This window comes from Candidatus Bodocaedibacter vickermanii (assembly GCF_014896945.1).
GTDB classification, from domain to species: domain Bacteria; phylum Pseudomonadota; class Alphaproteobacteria; order UBA6184; family UBA6184; genus Bodonicaedibacter; species Bodonicaedibacter vickermanii.
The window spans coordinates 149,159-169,339 of record NZ_CP054719.1 but is presented as its reverse complement, the minus strand read 5'-3'; the positions used below and the strand labels follow the sequence as shown (position 1 = coordinate 169,339).

At 41.4% G+C, this 20,181-nt stretch carries 23 protein-coding genes; 8 read left to right on the top strand and 15 right to left on the bottom strand.

Annotation, left to right across the window (positions count from 1 at the left end; translation table 11 throughout):
• Positions 1 to 129: 129 nt before the first annotated feature.
• On the top strand, positions 130 to 588 hold the full coding sequence (locus CPBP_RS00820) for a hypothetical protein (protein ID WP_350332166.1): 459 nt from the start codon (positions 130 to 132) through the stop codon (positions 586 to 588).
• Here CPBP_RS00820 and CPBP_RS00815 read toward each other — a convergent pair.
• From CPBP_RS00815 to CPBP_RS00765, 11 genes are all read right to left on the bottom strand, one after another.
• Positions 572 to 1,150: a phage head-tail connector protein gene (locus tag CPBP_RS00815; RefSeq protein WP_350332165.1), complete on the bottom strand. Its 579-nt coding sequence runs from the start codon at positions 1,148 to 1,150 to the stop codon at positions 572 to 574. The two genes, CPBP_RS00820 and CPBP_RS00815, sit on opposite strands and share 17 nt — an antisense overlap.
• Positions 1,151 to 1,152: 2 nt before the next feature.
• Complete coding sequence (locus CPBP_RS00810; protein ID WP_350332164.1) at positions 1,153 to 2,136, bottom strand: phage major capsid protein; 984 nt, start codon at positions 2,134 to 2,136, stop codon at positions 1,153 to 1,155.
• Positions 2,137 to 2,374: 238 nt separating this feature from the next.
• Positions 2,375 to 2,836 carry a hypothetical protein gene (locus tag CPBP_RS00805; RefSeq protein WP_350332163.1) on the bottom strand — a complete coding sequence of 154 codons (462 nt, stop codon included), beginning with the start codon at positions 2,834 to 2,836 and terminating at the stop codon, positions 2,375 to 2,377.
• Positions 2,837 to 2,843: 7 nt separating this feature from the next.
• A complete protein-coding gene (locus CPBP_RS00800; protein WP_350332162.1) occupies positions 2,844 to 3,341 on the bottom strand; it encodes a hypothetical protein in 498 nt (165 codons plus the stop codon).
• On the bottom strand, positions 3,338 to 3,841 hold the full coding sequence (locus tag CPBP_RS00795) for a hypothetical protein (RefSeq protein WP_350332161.1): 504 nt from the start codon (positions 3,839 to 3,841) through the stop codon (positions 3,338 to 3,340). Before CPBP_RS00795 ends, CPBP_RS00800 begins: the two co-directional genes overlap by 4 nt.
• Before the next feature lie 109 nt (positions 3,842 to 3,950).
• Positions 3,951 to 4,484, bottom strand: coding sequence for a hypothetical protein (locus CPBP_RS00790; RefSeq protein ID WP_350332160.1), 534 nt, complete (start codon positions 4,482 to 4,484; stop codon positions 3,951 to 3,953).
• A 174-nt stretch (positions 4,485 to 4,658) separates the two neighbouring features.
• The gene (locus tag CPBP_RS00785) at positions 4,659 to 5,159 is read right to left on the bottom strand and encodes a ubiquitin family protein (protein WP_350332159.1); all 501 of its coding nucleotides are present in this window, start codon (positions 5,157 to 5,159) and stop codon (positions 4,659 to 4,661) included.
• A gap of 129 nt (positions 5,160 to 5,288) precedes the next feature.
• Positions 5,289 to 5,462 carry a hypothetical protein gene (locus CPBP_RS00780; protein ID WP_350332158.1) on the bottom strand — a complete coding sequence of 58 codons (174 nt, stop codon included), beginning with the start codon at positions 5,460 to 5,462 and terminating at the stop codon, positions 5,289 to 5,291.
• Between the two features lie 64 nt (positions 5,463 to 5,526).
• A complete protein-coding gene (locus tag CPBP_RS00775; protein ID WP_350332157.1) occupies positions 5,527 to 5,940 on the bottom strand; it encodes an HK97 family phage prohead protease in 414 nt (137 codons plus the stop codon).
• Between the two features lie 125 nt (positions 5,941 to 6,065).
• On the bottom strand, positions 6,066 to 7,211 hold the full coding sequence (locus tag CPBP_RS00770) for a phage portal protein (RefSeq protein ID WP_350332156.1): 1,146 nt from the start codon (positions 7,209 to 7,211) through the stop codon (positions 6,066 to 6,068).
• Between the two features lie 380 nt (positions 7,212 to 7,591).
• Positions 7,592 to 7,732, bottom strand: coding sequence for a hypothetical protein (locus tag CPBP_RS00765; RefSeq protein WP_350332155.1), 141 nt, complete (start codon positions 7,730 to 7,732; stop codon positions 7,592 to 7,594).
• 325 nt (positions 7,733 to 8,057) lie between these two features.
• Between CPBP_RS00765 and CPBP_RS00760 the strand changes: the two genes are divergently transcribed.
• From CPBP_RS00760 to CPBP_RS00750, 3 genes are read left to right on the top strand one after another with little or no spacing between them, the layout of a single operon-like run.
• On the top strand, positions 8,058 to 8,378 hold the full coding sequence (locus CPBP_RS00760) for a YbaB/EbfC family nucleoid-associated protein (RefSeq protein WP_350332154.1): 321 nt from the start codon (positions 8,058 to 8,060) through the stop codon (positions 8,376 to 8,378).
• Between the two features lie 14 nt (positions 8,379 to 8,392).
• The gene (gene recR, locus CPBP_RS00755) at positions 8,393 to 9,001 is read left to right on the top strand and encodes a recombination mediator RecR (protein ID WP_350332153.1); all 609 of its coding nucleotides are present in this window, start codon (positions 8,393 to 8,395) and stop codon (positions 8,999 to 9,001) included.
• 3 nt (positions 9,002 to 9,004) lie between these two features.
• Positions 9,005 to 9,802 carry a TatD family hydrolase gene (locus CPBP_RS00750; protein WP_350332152.1) on the top strand — a complete coding sequence of 266 codons (798 nt, stop codon included), beginning with the start codon at positions 9,005 to 9,007 and terminating at the stop codon, positions 9,800 to 9,802.
• A gap of 79 nt (positions 9,803 to 9,881) precedes the next feature.
• Here the strand turns inward: CPBP_RS00750 and prfH are convergent, their stop codons facing one another.
• On the bottom strand, positions 9,882 to 10,529 hold the full coding sequence (gene prfH / locus CPBP_RS00745) for a peptide chain release factor H (protein ID WP_350332151.1): 648 nt from the start codon (positions 10,527 to 10,529) through the stop codon (positions 9,882 to 9,884).
• The gene (locus tag CPBP_RS00740; RefSeq protein WP_350332150.1) at positions 10,526 to 11,653 is read right to left on the bottom strand and encodes an RNA ligase RtcB family protein; all 1,128 of its coding nucleotides are present in this window, start codon (positions 11,651 to 11,653) and stop codon (positions 10,526 to 10,528) included. Before CPBP_RS00740 ends, prfH begins: the two co-directional genes overlap by 4 nt.
• Positions 11,654 to 12,486: 833 nt before the next feature.
• Between CPBP_RS00740 and CPBP_RS00735 the strand changes: the two genes are divergently transcribed.
• The 4 genes from CPBP_RS00735 (at position 12,487) to CPBP_RS00720 (ending at position 16,064) form a co-directional block, all read left to right on the top strand.
• Positions 12,487 to 13,272: an MBL fold metallo-hydrolase gene (locus CPBP_RS00735; protein WP_350332149.1), complete on the top strand. Its 786-nt coding sequence runs from the start codon at positions 12,487 to 12,489 to the stop codon at positions 13,270 to 13,272.
• 87 nt (positions 13,273 to 13,359) lie between these two features.
• A complete protein-coding gene (locus CPBP_RS00730; protein WP_350332148.1) occupies positions 13,360 to 14,841 on the top strand; it encodes a leucyl aminopeptidase in 1,482 nt (493 codons plus the stop codon).
• Positions 14,842 to 14,845: 4 nt separating this feature from the next.
• Complete coding sequence (locus CPBP_RS00725) at positions 14,846 to 15,280, top strand: DNA polymerase III subunit chi (protein WP_350332147.1); 435 nt, start codon at positions 14,846 to 14,848, stop codon at positions 15,278 to 15,280.
• A gap of 268 nt (positions 15,281 to 15,548) precedes the next feature.
• Complete coding sequence (locus CPBP_RS00720) at positions 15,549 to 16,064, top strand: hypothetical protein (protein WP_350332146.1); 516 nt, start codon at positions 15,549 to 15,551, stop codon at positions 16,062 to 16,064.
• A 728-nt stretch (positions 16,065 to 16,792) separates the two neighbouring features.
• On the opposite strand, the gene gyrA is transcribed toward CPBP_RS00720, so the two are convergent.
• Together gyrA and ssb are read right to left on the bottom strand one after the other, a co-directional pair.
• Entirely contained in the window at positions 16,793 to 19,498 is a 2,706-nt protein-coding gene (gene gyrA / locus CPBP_RS00715) for a DNA gyrase subunit A (protein ID WP_350332145.1), read from the bottom strand.
• A 28-nt stretch (positions 19,499 to 19,526) separates the two neighbouring features.
• Positions 19,527 to 20,042: a single-stranded DNA-binding protein gene (gene ssb, locus CPBP_RS00710; RefSeq protein ID WP_350332144.1), complete on the bottom strand. Its 516-nt coding sequence runs from the start codon at positions 20,040 to 20,042 to the stop codon at positions 19,527 to 19,529.
• Between the last annotated feature and the right edge of the window lie 139 nt (positions 20,043 to 20,181).

The window sequence follows — 20,181 nt, the reverse complement described above, 5'->3', positions numbered from 1 at the left end:
TAAATGGCATTGCGGCGGTAGTGTCAAAAGCTCGTTTAATCATCACGTACGTAAACAAACATTAGAAGAAACTTATTTGCAGACCTTGATGTTTCTGATAAGTTGACCATGTCAATTAGGAGAATATTTATGATGAAAACACCACTTTATGCCTCTGTAATTATCGGAGCATTTGTATCTACGTTATCTGCTGCAGACGCCATAAACGGCAGTAACGCGGACTCTCCACTACCTGGATCAATAAATCGTTTAGCACAAGCACTTCCTCCTGAATTACAACAGTTTGTGTGCCATGAAAACATTCCAGGGATTTCTAATAATGTACTGCTGCGCCTTACACAAGCTCAGTACGATGCTCATTGTTCAGTAATTGCAGGGTTATCTCATGTTAGCTTTATTATTATAAAAGAAGAACCTGGTTTAACTCAATCAACGCAAGACTCTCAACCATCGGTAGCATCAACTGTAGTCGTTAATTTCAGTCAAGACAGTCAAGAATCTCTTCCACCACAAACCCAACCAGCATTTCCAGATAGTCAAGAACCCCTTCCGCCAACAGTACCCCATATGCTTACAGAAGAGTCTTAACTTTCATTGCTTTCAATGGGGCTAAGGCGCCGTGTACGACAGACATATCCGGTGTATCGCTGTCGTACAAACATCGAATTAAATTCATCCAAATGCCTTCGATTAATGCGGGAATTGGGGTTATCCCTCCTCGTGCAATAATGCGAATACTTTGAATCTCTGATGCGATCGGTGGCCAATCTGCCTTAATCCCCAATCGATGTCCTACAACACTGAATCGTTCTAATGGTAAAGTTGTCCATGTTCCCGATGCAGTGCAGATGCTAACTGATTCCAATGAGCGCACTGGACCGATTGGCAATTGAATCCATAGTGCCACACCTTCCGAGGCTTGAGATAATCTACTAAGGCGGTGTTTTGATTTTACCCATTGATCAAGGGTTAACTCTAATCGAACATCGCCTAAAATAGATTGCGTATACGTTTCGATGTACTGCTTTGCCACGCACGTTAAATGCCGTAATAAATCATCGTCATGATCATGGTGAATCCGAAAGGCAGCTTTAAGCCGCCCTAAGGATAAGGAGGGGGTCTCCCCCTCCTCTATAATACGCCAGGTCATTCTTATTCTCCAAAATGGATCAATTTAATGGCATCAAAATCAACGACATCGCCGCCAACTCTGCGGGTTGCGTAAAACTCTACATAGGGTTTTGCGCTGTATGGATCTCGCAAAATAGATAATTCCTGACGATCCACAATTTGATATCCTTGTTCAAAGTTACCAAATGCCACGGAAATGCTTGAATTTGCAGGATCCAATGCTGGCATATCATCAGAAATGACGACAGGATATCCCAACAACGTATTTGCTGCTTCACCAGCAAGACCGCTTCCGGTATGCCATAACACATGACCCGTTGATGGATCTTTAATTTGACGCAGTTTGGATTGAGCAGATCTGGACATTATCCAACATGCATTGTTTAAGTATTCACTTTTAACGGAATCTAACGTCTTAAATAAAACTTCTAAAGCAGATGCATCATCTATAAATCCACCATTGACAAGCGTTGAAAACGTTTGCAGTTTCCCCCACTCTGCAGTATGTGTACCTACATATTTCAAGAGTCCTTTGGGTTGATTGATGCCGTCACCTTGAATGAACCCTTTGTTTTCAATGGCCGCCATTTGTGAGGCTATACGCCCCATTAACCACTCCTCAATTGGAATTTGCGCATCGTCAATTAAGCGTTGACTTAATCGCAATTTGGCATACAGTTCATGGACACCGATGCGGCGTTTTTCTAACTGAGACGGATCTGTTTCATTGCGAGCTCCCGTTTCAGTTACCCAACCAACATTGGGTGAATTACGCTCAACAACAATGTCTAAACTATCACTGGAAATAGTCGTGCTGGATGCCAATTGACGTAAGGGGGATAAAGCATCTACTTTAGATTTAACTTGATCTCCAATCGTCGTTGGCATTACCAATCCGCCTTCTGCGCTTTCACTGGTTAGGGATTTTGTTTCCCAAGTTACTGCTCCAGTTTGAACAAAGTCTTTGAATTCAGTTGTTGATTGATCATTTAAATATGGTGTCATATTCGTTTCTCCTGTTTATAAAGTGTTGATTTAATTAATAAGAAAGGTAAGCGTCAATGGGCACTTGCCCTTTGGTCAAGTGACATTTTCACCCACCCACCCCGGCAGACCGTCGCTTCGCGCCTCTGTCTGCCTTCCCACTAACGGCGAGCTTTCAGCCCGCCGAAAGGTAGAATTTTGATATAAAAAAAGCACCCCGAAGGGTGCTGTGTTTAGATATGTTATGTAAAGCCACGTTTCACAATTTGCTAAAGGTTTCGTCCACGTGCAAGATTAAAAAGTAGGATCTCAACATATCTACAAATGATAAAGGTAACTGGCTTAACTCCTTTACCTGCCCCATCTTTTTATCCCGGTCAGCCACGCGCAACCAAAACACGTTTTTTTCATGCATCGTCAACGCACGGATGGTATTATTTAAGTCTCGCGTGTATAAGGACATATGAACTCGCGCTGCTGTAGATGAAACCCTTCCCTGCGCCAACAACGCTCCCAAAATAAACTGAGCTAGTGTTTGATTGGTCGCAAGCCTAGGAACATTAAGGGTAATTATATTCTCTTTTGCAACATGAACCGACGGCATATGAATACATCTTAATTGAATATAAGATTCATTATCCATAATAGTCATCTCTGTGCTTGCGGAAATCATAGTTCCTTGCAGACAAACAAACAGCACTGCCTTTAGTAAGTTGATCATGGGTTATTCATTGCCTGTGATGCAATGTGTATTGTCCATCCACATACTGCTGTATAAAAAATGGAGCAAAATTTATATACTTGTCTCTCTCAACTCCCTTTTTAGGATAATCTTTAGTTAATAGTTCACACGTTGGAATACATGCTATAGACATCATTTTAAAGGGCTCGTGTAACTTGTTATTAAGAAGATGAAGCTGTCTGTTAAAAAGAACAAAAGTCATCGTTTCAATATTATCTATATTTAATCCAAACATTGATATTAATGCTTGTTGTACTAATGTAGGTATTTCAACGTTGCTTACAGATGCTGCACACTCAATTTGAAATATTGCAGGACAGTTATTGTTCGACAAGACCGCGTTCTCATTAATTTTTAGCTTAAACATAAAGCCCTTTTTTGTTTGAGGTTGGTCAGTGGTTTCTGCATTCATAGTTATAGAAGCCTCAGATCCAACAACACATCGTATGGTGAATATAAGGCTTAATATAAGTGCGTATTTCATAATCCAGAACGCTCGTCAAGGTTTGTTTGAGCTAATCTATTTTCTAAAGCCAATGGTTTGAGGACATCTATTTGATCAACTATTTCAGACATAGGTGCCTGCCATAACACCGCACACTCATCATCGGAATCAGGCTCTAAATCAGGCTCTAAATCTTTTCTGATTAATTGCATCGAAGTGTATGTAAAATTGCGTCCGGGTAATATACCCGCACTTTGAAATTGTTGAATAATGGACCCCATAGCTGCTGCCACTACTGATTCAAAAGATTTATCCCCGTGCTGTGAGTATAAACGCTTTAAACCAATGTTAAAATATGGACTCTCACAAGATGCAGACCCATGATTGCAAACACAGTTAACAGGCTCGCCATCCCAGACAAGTTTTACGTCAATATCAATGTTAAACGTATCTTGATCGTGTCCTAGATCCCAAGCTGATCCACTTACCAAACTTAACCACATAAAGGCAAAGGCACTTAGATTTAAAATTATTCTCATTTATTTATCCTTTCTTAACTGTAAATTGCTTGATTTTTATATATATTTAACAAAGAAGTCAAATTTCTTTATGACTTAAAAACAAACTTAGTAAGGGGGTACTTTTATATTATAAAAGACTTAATTCTTTCTGTCTCAACCTATAGCCAACCGTATGAATAGAATCCGTTGACGACTGAATGCTCACACGTAATGAATTTTCATAAATGTGTTCGATTAATTCGCACTTACTTAAGACTAATAGATCTAATTCTTTTGAAAGCGAATGAATACTTTCAGAAGCTGTAGGGCTCGCCATACTTGATGTCATGTAGCTTTCAACACGTGTCATGACTATACCACTCTTTAAAAGCGGATCTATATTCACTTGAATAGTACTAACTGAACCTATTTCTAGGTTACCCAAGCAAAAATCTAATAATATTCTCTGTAGAGTCTGATTTGTTAACCCTCTAACACTCACTATCATTTCAAATGGTTTACTATTGATATCTTCTGCGATCTGACCTGCTGGATAGATAAATCGACCATTAATTTCTAAATACACACTAAACGAAAGATCGATGGCTTGTGATGCGTGAACATTATTAAATGCACTAAAACTAACGAATATAAACAGCCATAGTGTTATAAGAAACCGCATTTTATCACCTTATATTTATTATGCATTTATTAGTATAAAGAAAAAATCGCCCAAAGGCGGCTTTTTTATTAAAGTGCTATACTAATTCTGACTTATTGTTAGCCTCAGATATTGAAACACTACAAAAAAAGGGAAGATTTCTCTTCCCTTTGGTACGCTATCTACACAACGCAATTAGTCGGATTCATCAACCTTCAATGGAGACACATCGCCACTCAATCCCGGAACTGGTGTCAGCATAGGTGATCGACCATGATCCACTATTACATCAATAGTAAGTATTCCAGATACCCCATTAAATATAGAGGCTAAAGTAATTAATGCGCGCTCTGCATCAACATTTTCTCTCATAACTTCAACACCATTCCACATTATACGGTGGGCAGCAGGAATTCTTAAAGCCTCCATTAAAATAGCTTTGAAATCAGGGACCGTCATATTGCTAGAAATTGGAAAATCCCGTGGTTTACCAATTACTCCCCTTGTTTCGTCTAGCTGTCTAACTGTGATTATTAGCGTAGCAGCCTCGTCGCAATGTCTGAAAGCTGTGCCACACATCCCACCATTTTTCCCACCATGATGCCCTTGAGGTGAAAGCGCCCCCTCATGAGCAGCCGCCTCAGCCGCGTGAGACATTGTTCCAAGCAGACACATAGCATATAAAAATTTATTCATTATTCTTCTCCGTATTAACTTATTTTTAGAATCCTATCTATAATAGAATCTACTCCGTTTATCTAGAAAAAATATTACAATAGTTAGAATTGCTCTCTTAACAATCAGACAAAATTAAATAATGCTTCCTTATTTTCTTCTTTCTCCAGGTGATGATGGTGATCTTGGCGATCCCTCTTCGGAAGCCTTTGCTATTTTTATTAATGTTACACTTAGCCTCACAGAAATTTTTCCTTTAAACACCTGAGAATCTGGAATAAGGGCATATCCATCATCTATTGTTTTTATTATTATTTCGTACACACATCTTTAGCTTATATATAACAGTTATAGCAAATCACGGATAAAATGAACGTGCACTGTTTTTCTAATCAAACTTTATGCGTGCTTTTACGTGTGCTGGAAACGTCACTAAGGATATTTCCTTTAACGCAACCTTGTGTAAAACACGGCGAACATCGCCGCTCCCCCGTGCAGATTTTATCACTGTATATCCAATAGATAATCCACTTAATATGCGGCTTTGAATCAATTTAGCCGCCTCTTTTCCAACTTGGGTTTCCAAACATAATTCCAAGGTCACCCACAGTCCAAGCTTATCTTCTATTGCAGATACCACCCTACCAACGGGTGTGCCGGGATAATGCTGCCATAACACTGGAACACCCACACTCTTATCGATTGAAAACGCACCCGGCAATAACACATCTTTTAATTGATCTGGTTCGTGAAAGATACTCGCGTATCCTTCTATCTTTATTGTACGCACTTCGTTTTGCATTAAATTCTCCTTGGCAACCTGCGGTTGCATTCGTTAGATTACATCCGATTTGTTCCGACACATATTTCATAAAAACGACATAGTCACAGCTCTTAGTTAACAGAAATCATCTCTACCAATCGGATCTAACCTAATGGGTCCAGCGTCACGCTGGCAGGGCTGTAGCCAAGGGCTTGACGTTTTTCATTTTCACTTAAGAACGACGCATCAGATAACTTTCGCCACGTCGCTTCACGTCGGGGAGCCAATGCTGCAATGGCATCCACATCATAAGAAAACTTCAGATTTTCATCATATTTTTTTGCTACAAACTGTGTAAACGCATGCTGAAACCGTTCTAACAAGGGCAGTGTTGTATCCTCCCACAAATGAAACCTGGCTTCCTTGTAATTGGTATATGTTGCATCTCCTGGTACGCCCACTAACATTGGCGGCACCCCAAATGCTTGGGATATCTCTCGTGCAGCAATATGTTTCCCCTCGGAAAAATCAAGATCCTTGGGACTTAATCCCAGTTCTTTCCACTCCACGTCACCTTCCAACACCATAATGCGTCCGGCATTTCCTTGCCCAGAATACACCTGAGTAATACTATCCCGGATGGAATGCTTTTGTTCATCTGTTAACCCCCACCCATCATCAGTGCCTTTCCATATGAACACGCCCGATGGACGTCCACCGTTTTGCAATAACGCCAAATTATGGGTACTGACAGCATTGTGTTGGTCAATAGCCATCGCTGCCACTTCAATGGGGCTTAACCCATACCAATCATTCAACGGATGAATGGATTTTAAATGCAATACAGCTTCCGCAGATAAGCGACGCGTCGCTCCGTCCACAGTATAATCATATGCAGCAAGCTGTCCATTTTCCGTAATTACCCGCACGCGATCTGGTCTTAAAACCTTTAACTGTATAGGAATTCCGTGTTGATCAATATCAACATGCACAAAGGCATTGCCCGATAATAAAAATGAAGTTGCAAGATTCTCTAAAAAAGAAGCCCCAGATTCTCCAGGGCTTGGTCGTCGCAATAAATCTAATAAAGGGTGAGACATTAGCTCTGTATCCCCGTCATACAGCAACCAAGGTACAGTCGCGATCCCCCGTGCAATCATCGCTACGCATCGGTAAACTATTACATTCTTTTCATAGCCTTCTTTTACCAATGGAGCATAATGTCGCGATGTCCATTGCGCCTTTAATTGACTGGGCATCGCCATTTGAGGGCGCGGCGCTGTTTTTCGTCCTGTTATCCAATTCCACATGGTTTTCTCCTTAAAATAAAAAAGCCTCCCGATTAGGAGGCTTAGATTAATTATTAATCTCAACAGATTGATCACTATTGAATTTTTTAGGCGTCATTACCTAACGCACAGATCGGTAAAACTATCTTCTCACACTCTCCTTGTAATTTAATGAAGTCCTTTCTAAATGGCGTCAGAATGATCGACGCATAAAAAAAAGCCCCCATTTGAGAGCTGTAAGAATACACTAATATGCATATTATAGTTAAATTATACATATTCATTTTGATAAGTCAATCTATTTTTTTTAAATAATATTGATTTTTTTATAATCTATAGGCAATCACGGATAAAATGAACCTGCGATTGCTCCATATAATCCCTGTCAAATCACATCGGATCTAATTTATTGGATCCAGCGTCACGCTGGAGGCACGCTGTAATTGAAAAAGGCTTAAATCGTGGGGCTTGTAAAATGCAGAACTTAACAGGACGATACTCCCGATCATCATACCGACGATACACGCAAATAAAGGTTTCATTTCAATCTCCATCTTATATAAGGTATATGGGAATATTTTTTCAAAAGTCAAGAAACATGATGCGATTCTCTTAATATAGCAAATCACAGATAAAATGAACCTGTATTTACTGCAGATAATCCGTGTCAAATCACATTGGATCTAATTTATTGGATCCAGAAATCATCCCTGGCGGCACGTTGCGTTGATACTGGTTGCGAACGCCATTATCCTCTCTAACGTAATGAATCAACTATACTTAACTTGAAAAAGAAAACGTTTTGCTTGCGATGTGTTTCATATTCAGATAATTTATTGTCATTCAACACTCAATTAAGGACAGTTCATGAATATTGCTGGAATGATGAAAAAAGCTCAAGAAATGCAAAAGAAAATGCAGGAAATGCAAGACAATCTTGTCAATATTATTGAGGAAGGCTCTGCAGGGGCAGGCATGGTGACAGTCACCATGAATGGCAAAACAGACGTTAAAAAAATAACGGTGTCTGAAGAGTTATTAAATCCTAACGACAAAGAAATGTTAGAAGATCTTTTGGTGGCTGCACTCAGCGATGCAAAGCGTAAAATAGATGCGCGGGCAGGCTCTGAAATGGAAAAAGTAACCGGAGGTCTTGGATTACCTGGCGGCATGAAATTACCGTTCTAAATTAAGGACACATCATGGTTGGCGCAGATATCGAAGGGTTAATTAAATTTTTTTCTAAAATGCCGGGGCTTGGACCACGTTCTGCCCGGCGGTTTGTGCTATACCTTTTAAAACACAAACAACAAAAACTATTGCCTTTAATCGATTTGCTTGCACATACAGCAGAACATGTATCTGAATGCACTGAATGTGGCAACTTGGACACTGAAAATCCCTGTACAATTTGCAGCAACCAGCGTCGCAACAAAGCTCACCTTTGCGTTGTTGAACACGTTGCTGATTTGTGGGCGCTTGAACGTTCTGGCGCCTTCCAAGGAATTTACCATGTCTTGGGCGGAACCTTATCTGCCTTAGACGGTATTGGTCCTGATGAACTGCGCATTCCTTACCTAAAACAGCGCATTCAATCGAATCAAACGACAGAACTGACCTTAGCGTTGAATGTAACGTTAGAAGGTCAAACAACGAACCATTATCTGGCGGCAGAGCTTGCAAGCCCGGGGCTTAAAATAACGTCGATTGCCCATGGTGTCCCATTGGGTGGAGAATTAGATTATTTAGATTCCGGCACCCTTATTACAGCACTGGCAGCGCGCAGAACCTTAGAAACAGAAGAAAGCTAACCCATGTACATTGATACCCATTGCCATCTTGATTATTTGCAAAAAGACAATGATTTAAAAGACATCGTCCAATCTGCTTGGGATGCCAATGTTCGCTTGTTGCATACGATTTCAACGCGATTAGATGAAAGTGCGATGATCAAGGGGATAGCAGATCAATTCGATAATGTGTTCTGCTCTATCGGCGTTCACCCCAACGAATCATCGGAAGTCACACACCTATCACAAACCCAAATTACTGATGCATTGCTGGCCGAAGTCACCGATAAAGTGATTAGCTTTGGCGAAACAGGCTTGGATTATTATTACGAACACAGCGACAGAGCAACCCAACACAAAAGCTTTTTAGCACATATCGATGCAGCAAAACACGAAAACTTACCTTTGGTTATTCATTCCCGTGATGCTGATACTGATACGGTAAAATACTTACAATCAGACTCAGCGCAAGGCGTAACTGGAATCATCCATTGCTTTACGGGCAGTCCCGAAATGGCAAAAGCGTGTTTAGATTTAGGATACTATATTTCTATTTCAGGAATTGCGACGTTTAAAACGGCAACTCAACTGCAAGATATCGTCAGGTGGTTACCGCTGGATCGCATCTTGATTGAAACCGATTCGCCTTATCTTGCCCCAATGCCGTATCGAGGCAAACCCAACCAACCTGCGTACGTTGTTCATGTCGCAGAAAAAGTCGCAGAACTCAAAGGCCTGCCATTAAAAGACGTGATTGATCAAACAACGCAAAACTTTATGAATGTGTGTCCAAAGGTGCAGAAAAATAGGCTCCCTCGCTAAGTAAGCTCAGGAGACGTTTCATTGCCCACCCAATCGAGGATGAAGCAAAGAGGCTTCCCCTCGATTTCCCACCCTTAAGTTATCTAACTTTCTCCTTAAAGTCTTGACCGACAAACACACGTGTTGGATTGCCACGCTCTAACTCATAATGTTTGCTATGTTTCTCGTGATTTTTCTCAAATCGTGCAGCCATAGATCGCTCATCAAACGCAGCGGACAATCTAGCAAGCGCAAGTTTTTTATTCATATGTTGAGAACGCTCTTCTTGAGCAAATGCCGTAAGCCCCGTTGGAATATGAATCACACGAACGGCACTGTCCGTTGTATTCACATGCTGGCCACCGGCTCCAGATGCTCGCATTGTTTCAAACCTCAAATCGGCAACGTTAATATCTTTGTGAGAATCTAACGCATTCAATATGTTAACGCCGATAAACCAATTTTTACGCTTGTGGGTTGGACGATACGGACTTTCACAAATCCATTGGATCGTTCCCTGCCATCGTTTCAGAAACGGAATCAGGCTATCACCACTGACACTCAACAGTACGGATTGATAGATGTTGCCTTTCTCTCCGGGTATTTTTTCTAAAACATCCACTTTAAGATGCTGTTGCAAAGCCTCTTTCAGAAAACGATCTAAAACGTGTTGTACTGCCAATTCGCACTCAGCAGGCCCCTGTCCCGATGTGATTTGAACCCATCTCAGAATAGTGTCTTGACTCATTTACCCCTCCTCGTTTTATAGGTAATGACAGGCCTTAGAATCGCAACCACCTTGATTAACCCTTCATTTACAAGATCATTCACCACGGTATCAATTTTTTTGTAAGCTTGCGGAGCCTCTTCAAAAATCAAGTCTTTATCTTCACATATGACTCGACTTCCAAGATCCGTATGGGTTAAATCGTCCATTCGAAATTTCGACAATTTAGACTTTGCATCCGTGCGTTTCCACTTGCGCCCTGCTCCATGCGCCAATGAATATGCGTTTGAAACTTGAGATCCCGTGGGCATTACTAGATAACTAAAGCTCCCCCTAGATCCAGGAATCACGACACCCCCTTGATCAGAAGGCGTTGCCCCTTTGCGATGCAGCCAATAGGATTGATTGTCTTCATTATACGGTTCAACAGTATTGTGAAAGACATCCAAGACCTTGGATCCAGTGCCTTTTAAGCAGCTCAGAAATCGATGCGCAATCAGGGATCGATTAGCACCCGCCCATCTTACCGCCATATCATGTTGAGTCAAATAATCAATAGCTTCTGGTGAATTTTCCAATAATCCTATTGATCCATCCGTGTGTTTTCGTAAAATGAATTCACCTAATCCTCTGGATCCAGAATGCACCAGCAGATAAAAGTGCTTTGTTGATAACCCTAATGTTTCAAATAGTTCCTTATCCAGCACCGATTCAATTTTTTGCAACTCTGCAAAATGATTCCCACCCCCAATCGTTCCAAGTGAATGATCAAAGGGAGTTGAACCCAATTGATAGTCTGACAACCATTCAGATGTATCCCCATCCCATGGTTCATCCAGATTATCCAGTTTAGACACCCACGTATCCAGTTTTAGTTTATGAACGGATAAATCTGTTTTCCACAGACCCATTCCGCAACCAATATCATTCCCAACTAAGTGAGGATAAATCCACGATTCAGACATAAAAGCTGCCCCAATCGGCGTCCCTCTACCGGGATGCAAATCAGGTAAGCCCACGACTCTTTTCATTCCGTTTAATTCAGCAGTTGTCTTAAGTTGTTGAATCGCTTCGTCTTCAATCCACGTTTTTTCAGACGCAATTACTGTAACAGTTGCCCCTGACGTTTGTGTATAAGTGCACATAATTTTCTCTATACGTTATATATAGCTGACTTCTTATAATCCGTGTCTGAACATGTCGGATCTAACTTATAGGGTGCAGCGTCACGTTGTAGTACATGTCTCGCTTCGCCCCTCATACCCAAATAAATTAATCTAGCTATACCGCACAACGCGTGCGAATAATTAAAATAAGCTATATAAATTAGCCATGTGATTTAAGGAATCTGCAGGATTGAATTTTTAGACGATTAAATAGAGTAAAAAAGTTAACGAGTCATCAACAAAAAATTATAATCCCACATATCCTGGTGTGTACGATTCTAGATTTTGCATGATAGACCTCATTTTTGTTTTGATAAGGTATACTATCACACGTAATACATTTTGTCAAGGCAGCGTGACACTGGCAACCTGCTAGATTGCACCAAGGATGATCCCTGGACCCAATAGATTTATCCGATGTGACCTGACACGGATTATACGCAACCAACACATTACCTCGAAGCTCTCACACAGCACATCCACTAGATGTATCAGCTCTCTTTTATACCCGCCTCTGTCTTTATGCCGCGTTGGTGCGCAAAGCACCCTTAAGCCGCCAGCGTGACGCTGGACTCATTAGGTAATACGGTTTGGAAAAATTAAATCCGTGCCCAACCACATCAATCCAACTCAAAGAATCAAATCCTCCCCATTCTCTCATATCTCACTCACGGTTTTCGTTATTTGAAACCCATGTCACAACCACACCCAATCTATCCTAACGGATGCAACGGCACGTTGCCAAAAATGTCCTACCCAATTCTTTTGAAAATAGTGTAAGTTAAGCTTGATTCGATTGTCAAAGGAACGGTATGAGCTTTAAAGTTACAATTTTAGGATGCGGTGCTTCTGCTGGTGTTCCTGTCATTGGAAACAACTGGGGCAACTGCGATCCGAATAATCCTAAAAATCGTCGCACACGATCGTCTGTTTTTATTGAATATGATGAAACAAAACTGTTGGTGGATACCAGTCCAGATATGCGGCAACAACTCCTCGACAATAATATTTCAAATTTTGATGCCATATTTTACACCCATGAACATGCGGATCATACCCACGGCATTGATGATTTAAGGCTTATTTATTATCTTAACGATCAGAAATCAATCCCGGTATATACGGATGAACGGTGCATGAACGAATTGCAATTGCGCTTTCCCTATCTCTTTGGGATTGGACAAAACGCAGCAACTCCCAAAGATTTCAATGCGTTTCTTGAACCGCACCTCATCGACCTATCTCCACTCACAATTGGGGATATCGAACTAAAACCGTTTTTGCAAGATCATGGAACCATTACAACCCTTGGGTTTAGGATTGATAACTTTGCCTATTCAACAGATGCTGTTCATCTGGATGATGCAGCGTTTAAAGCCTTAGAAGGTATTGATATATGGGTCGTCGATTGCCTGCGGTTGACACCCTCAAACGTTCATGCACATCTGGATAAAACGTTAGAGTGGATTGATCGCGTTAAACCCAAACACGCCTACTTCACGCAGATGAGTAAAGACTTAGACTATGACACCTTATGCAAGCAACTGCCCGATCACATTCGTCCTGCTTACGATGGATTAGTCATTAACATTCGTTAAATTCGCTGATAAGACTTGATTTATTACCCTTAAAAAGAAATAATCAAGCCATGGTATTAAACAATCACAAATATAAGGATAGATAATATGGAATTGCGGTTTCAACCAGAGTTTAAACCTACCGAAAACTCAGTAATTGTCGTTGGCATGTTTGCCGATGGAACTGTACACACGCATGGCAATGACCTTAGCCAAGAAGTCATTATTCTAATCGCAAAAGCGGCTAAAGCAAAAGACTTTAAAGCAAAACCAAAAGACGTAATGGATATGATTGCACCCGTTGATATCGCATATAATCGTATTATCGTTATTGGTTTGGGTGAAAAAGAAAAGCTCACTGATTACGAACTTCAAACCATTGGTGGAGCTTTAGCATCAGCCTTATTAAGTGGTAAAGAAACAAATGGTTTTGCATTATTTTCAGGTCTTAACTCTCGTCACGTTGCGTTAATTGCAACAGGGGTTCGTCTTCGCAGTTGGAGTTTTGATAAATATTTCACAACTGAAAAAACAAAACCCAAACGCGTTTTCAAAACCCTTATCATCGCTTATGACAACGTTGCTGAGCTTGAAACAACGTATGCCGATTTTGCTAGTATAACTGACGGCGTCTTTTTAACCCGTGACGTCGTATCCGAACTTCCAAATATTTTGTATCCTGAAACATTTTGTGACCGCGCAAAAGAACTGCGCCAACTGGGTGTTGAAGTTGAGATCCTTGGCGAAGATGAAATGCAAGAACTAGGTATGAACTCACTATTGGCCGTGGGTCAAGGAAGCGTCCGCGAATCAAAGTTGTGCATCATGCGCTGGAACGGTGGAAAATCAGGCGATGCTCCACTTGCTTTTGTGGGTAAAGGCGTCACCTTTGATACCGGCGGAATCAGCATAAAACCTGCAGACCGCATGCATGATATGAAATATGATATGGCGGGTGCTGGTGTTGTTCTTGGACTTATGAAAGCCTTAGCAAGCCGTAAAGCAAACGTCAATGTGGTTGGTGTTGCAGGGCTTGCGGAAAACATGCCTTCAGGAAATGCTCAACGTCCAGGCGACGTATGGGTCAGCATGTCGGGACAAACGATCGAATGTCAAAACACAGATGCCGAAGGTCGCATGGTATTGGCAGATGCATTGTGGTACACACAAGACCGCTTCAAACCTCAGTTTATGATCGATCTAGCCACCTTAACCGGTGCGATTGTTGTGGCGCTTGGTCAAGAACACGCAGGATTATTCTCAAACAATGATGAACTTGCAGATCGTCTGTTTAAAATCGGACAAACAAGTGGTGAAAAAGTATGGCGCATGCCCTTGGGTGAGGCCTACGATAAAGCCATCAATTCAACCGTGGCCGATATGAAAAACGTAGGGGATTCTGGAACGGGTGGCAGCATCACCGCGGCTCAATTCTTACAACGATTTGTGAACGATCATCCATGGGCTCACTTAGATATCGCAGGTATGGCTTGGGCTAATAAAGCTCGTGACCTCTGCGCTGCAGGAGCCTCTGGGTTTGGTGTTCGCTTATTAGATCAACTGGTTTCAACTTATTACGAAGGCAAATAACCCCATGCAGATTGTTGGCTATCACCACAGTATTAGTCCTTTAGAAAAAGTACTCCCTAAGCTTTTAGAAAAAGTCTTAGCCGCAGGACAACGTGCCGTGGTGATGGCACCTTCGGAAGATCAATTAAAAATCATTGATACTTTCCTATGGACATACTCTAAATCAGAGCTACTTCCCCACGGAACCGCTGACGATGGCAATCCATCCTACCAACCTATCTGGCTAACATGTACCGATGAAAATCCAAATGGCGCGCAAGTGCTCGTCTTAATCGATGCCGTCCGCCCAACTAACCTAAGCCAATTTGAGAAAGTATTAATCTTGGATTCAGCATGGTCAAATGAATCCACTCAATGGGCTCAATCCATCGGAGATCTCACCGTTTGGGAAGAACAAGTTCAAGGCGGTTGGCAACGTGCCGTTGCATCCATTAGATGAAATCCGATGTGATCTGACACGGATTATTAGAAAACAACATTACGACACTTAGAAATTTATTCGTATAATTCTATTGAGTCCAGCGTCACGCTGGTGGATGCAACGGCACGTTGCCCTATGGAGTCCAGGGATCATCCCTCTTCAGAAGGCTTAATAACGTCCGTTCAATGAACTAATAAATATAATTCTTAATTTTGTGTAAATTTACTTGACTTTATTTCTATCTACCCCTATAAACCCCTTAAGGATTAATGGAACGATGAAAATTATGAGATTATCACTACACGTTATTGGGTTAACAGCTGCTTTATTATTCGGCGCACACATTGATGCATACTTAGATCCTGTCAGCCAACAGGATTATGTACGCGCTTCTACAGAAACAACCGAAGCAGTAACCCTAACAGATATAAAAAGAGACACTGAAACCGTTGCTAAACCGACGGAAAATGATGCTACAGTTTCTGCTGCTTCAGCAGACACAACAACTACTGAAACTACTGCGGTAATAATAGAAGAAGTAAAACTTTCCAGTCACACAGAAGAGCTTAAGGCAAGTTTATCTGAAATTGAAAAAGCTCTAAAAGAAAGTACTCTAGCTGTTGCTGAGGTTTTAAATGGCATAGTTAGTTTAGTTGCGCCAATCGCGAATATCGCAATTAGTGTTGCAACCTTAAGTGTGTCGTTAACTAAAATCTTCTGGTTTAGTGGAAAACTAATGTATACAGCAGCCGCAGCCGTTGCTGAAGGCCTTCAAACAGCCCATGCTTACTTAACACAATAATCTATACTTATATAAGCCCCCCCCCTGCTCAACCCTATATGAGTGAGGGGTTTTTATTTATTACCAGCACCCAATAACATGATTTCAGAAATATAGTAACGCTCGTTTAATTCAGATACGAATGGTTAAAAAATACTCACTCGTTATCCTGTGTTAATGAAGGTTAATAATTAACATGTCACACACCCCTTAAATCGTAAAAACAACAGACGAAGCAATACGTCATTTTCTCACAAAAAGGTGAGTTAACATTAATAAATATAGCTAAACACCTATAATCCGTGTTTGAGCACATCGGGTCTAACTTATAGGGTGCAGCCCCGTCACTTAGACCCACTCTGCGTTAACACGGATTACAAAAACAACCCAATGCTCCTTGGAGATCTCTCTCAGCATATCTCCCGGCTGTATCAACTCTCTCATTTATACCCGCCTCTGTCTTTATGCGGCTCAAGCAAATCGCAATGCGATTTGATAGCGGCAACCCGCCGCTCTGGCGCGTAAAGCGCCCTTGAGCCGGCAACATGCCGTTGCATCCGTTAGGTTAGATTCGATGTGATTTAACACAGATTACACAAAGCAGCGTCACGACAGTTAGAAATTTATTCGCATAAGTCTATTGGGTCCAGCGTCACGCTGGTACAACGGCACGTTGCCAGCCTAACAGCAAATGAATATCCAATAAAAAAGCCCCCAAAGTTTGGGGGCTTTTTATAAGCTGACTAGTTTTACTCTTCAATACCTACTTCTATATCAATCGCGTCATCTTGGACAATTTTTGATTCGTCCAAACGCGTTGTTGATATGACTTTTTCATTTTCAGCCAATCGAATTACGATTACACCTTGGGAAGTTCGTCCACAAATACGAACACCTTCAACAGGGCAACGAATCGTTGTACTTGCATCCGACATCAAAACGATATCATCTCCATGACCTACAGGGAATGAGCTAATCACTTTACCGTTTTTAGCCGACAAGCCAATGTTTGTAAGCCCCTGCCCGCCACGGTGCGTTACGCGATATTCAAAAGACGACGTACGTTTACCATAGCCTTTATCTGTAAGGGTTAAGATATACTCTTCCTTGGCTTGCAGTTCTTTAAAACGCTCTTCGGTCAGGGTGACTTCTGCTGTTGATTCGTCATCATCTTCAGCAACGGAATCATCATCCAAACGACGCATCTTCAAATATGCATTGCGCTCTTCGATTGTGAAATCAATGCTGTTTAATAATGACATTGACACAACTTCATTTTCACCTGCCAAGCGGATCGCTCTAACACCATTGGAATCACGTCCAGCAAATACACGAATGTCGGTAACAGAGAATCGAATCGATTTACCATCACGCGATGCCAATAATACATCTTGAGTATCATAACAGGGCTGAACAGAAATTAAGTTTTCACCTTCATCTAAACGAATCGCTTTTTTACCCGATGATCTAATTTGAGTAAAATCACTCAAACGGTTGCGTCGAACATTACCACGGTTTGTCGCAAACATAATGAACATGTTTGCCCATTCTGCTTCATCCTCTGGCATTGGCATAATGGTCGCAATACGCTCACCTGCTTCCAATGGCAGCAAATTCACTAAGGCTTTACCCCGAGATTGCAACGTACCTTCTGGCAAACGGTACACTTTTAATTTGTAACATTGACCATGGGTCGTAAAGAACAACAATGGTGTATGCGTATTTGCAACAAACAAATCTTGTACAGCATCTTCATCACGGGTCGCCATACCAGATCGACCTTTTCCACCGCGACGTTGCGCACGATATAACAACAATGATGAACGACGAATGTATCCACTCATCGTAACCGTCACAACCATATCTTCGCGTTCAATCAGGTCTTCGATGTCATGTTCAAATTCGCCCTCTTGAATCTCAGTCTTGCGTGGAGTTCCGAATTGATCTTTAACTTCGATCATTTCCTGCTTTAGCAACGCATATAAAACAGCTTTATCCGACAAAATGTCTAACAGGCGTTCAATTTCAGCAACAACCTCTTTCAAATCGTCTAATATTTTTTCGCGTTCTAATCCTGTTAAACGGTGTAAACGCAAATCTAAAATTGCCTTGGCTTGTTCTTCAGACATCTGATACGTCTTAAGCAAGACCTCTTCGCCCGTTACTAATTGAATGAACGGTGCAATGTCTTTTGTATCCCACTCACGAGCCAGCAAGTTTTCTTTCGCTGTTTTGGGGTCAGACGCTGCACGAATGATTCGGATAACTTCGTCGATGTTTGCAACGGCAACACCCAGACCTACTAATAAGTTAGCCTTTTCACGAGCCTTACGCAGCAAGAACCTAGAACGACGCGTGATCACTTCTTCACGGAATTCCACAAAGGCTTTAATAATCTGTTGCAAGTTTAACAATTCTGGTCGGTTGTTATACAACGCCAATACGTTAAAGCTAATGCTGGTTTGCAACGGTGTGAATTTAAACAGCTGGTTCAACACAACATCAGGTGATGCATCTTTTTTCAATTCAACGACAACGCGCACACCAGTACGGTTGGATTCGTCACGAATTTCAGAAATGCCTTCAATAATCTTTAGTTTAACAGTTTCCGCAATACGCTCGACCATTTTTGCTTTGTTCACTTGATACGGAATTTCGCTGATAATAATCGCCATACGGCCTTTGCGAATTTCCTCAATCTCCGTACGCCCACGAACAATAATGCTGCCCCTACCTGTACGGTATGCCTGCAGAATATTGGATCGTCCCAGAATAATCGCACCTGTTGGAAAATCAGGCCCCTTCACAAACTCCATTAACTCTTCAATGGTAATGTCCCGGTTATCCACAAACGCACAGCATGCATCAATTACTTCGCTTAAGTTATGCGTTGGAACACTGGTCGCCATACCCACAGCAATACCTTCAGCACCATTCACCAATAAGTTGGGAAATCGCGCTGGCAAAACAGAGGGTTCTAATAATGTTTCGTCATAGTTTGGACGGAAATTGACGGTGTCTTTATCAATATCCTCGGTCATCGCATGTGCTGCTTTAGACATACGAGCTTCCGTATAACGGAATGATGCAGGTGGGTCACCATCCATCGAACCAAAGTTACCTTGCCCCTGAATCAATGGTACTCTTAATGAGAACGACTGAGCCATACGCACCATCGAATGGTAAATAGCAGAGTCACCATGCGGGTGAAACCTTGCCATCACGCCTCCGACGATATAGGCTGACTTTTTAAAGGGTTTGTTATAATCATACCCATCTTGTTTCATCGAAAATAAAATACGCCGATGAACCGGTTTCAGCCCGTCACGTATGTCAGGTAAGGCACGTCCCACGATTACGCTCATGGCATAATCTAAATAGGAACTTTTCATTTCATGTTCAATAGATACAGCACGAATATCCGTATCCAATACCGAATTCTTTTTATCGCTCACAATACATCCAATGTGTTAATTAATAAGTTTAGAACGGAATTTCATCATCAATGCCAAAACTATTTTTTGGCTGTGCTTGCGTTGAGGGCCTCGATGCTTGTTGCATAGATTGACCACCGAATCCAGATGAACTTGACCCAGATGAAAATCCATTATCCGCTCCAAAAGAGTCACCGCCGCCTGATGATCCATTGCGGCTATCAATCAAAACCAACTCACCCTTAAATCGAGAAATCACAACTTCTGTGGTGTAACGATCAACGCCAGTATTATCTTTCCATTGACGTGTTTGAAGCTGACCTTCTAAATAAACTTTAGATCCTTTGCGCAAATACTTTTCTGCAACCTCGGCAATGCGATCGTTGAAAATCACAACGCGATGCCATTCGGTTTTTTCTTTGCGTTCTCCGCTTTGCTTATCATTCCAAAATTCAGAGGTCGCAACTGAGAACGTAACGATTTTAGAACTATCTTGCCCCATACGAACTTCGGGATCTGCCCCTAAGTTTCCTATCAACGTCACTTTGTTAATACTTCCAGCCATAGCTTTTCCTTTATAAATGGTTAAATTACTATACCATTTTTTTCAGCAAAAAGCCATTTTTTTGACGTTTGATGTATTTTACGTTTCACTTTATCTTGACGGCTTTGAATCTTTATATTAGACATACCACTACATTATT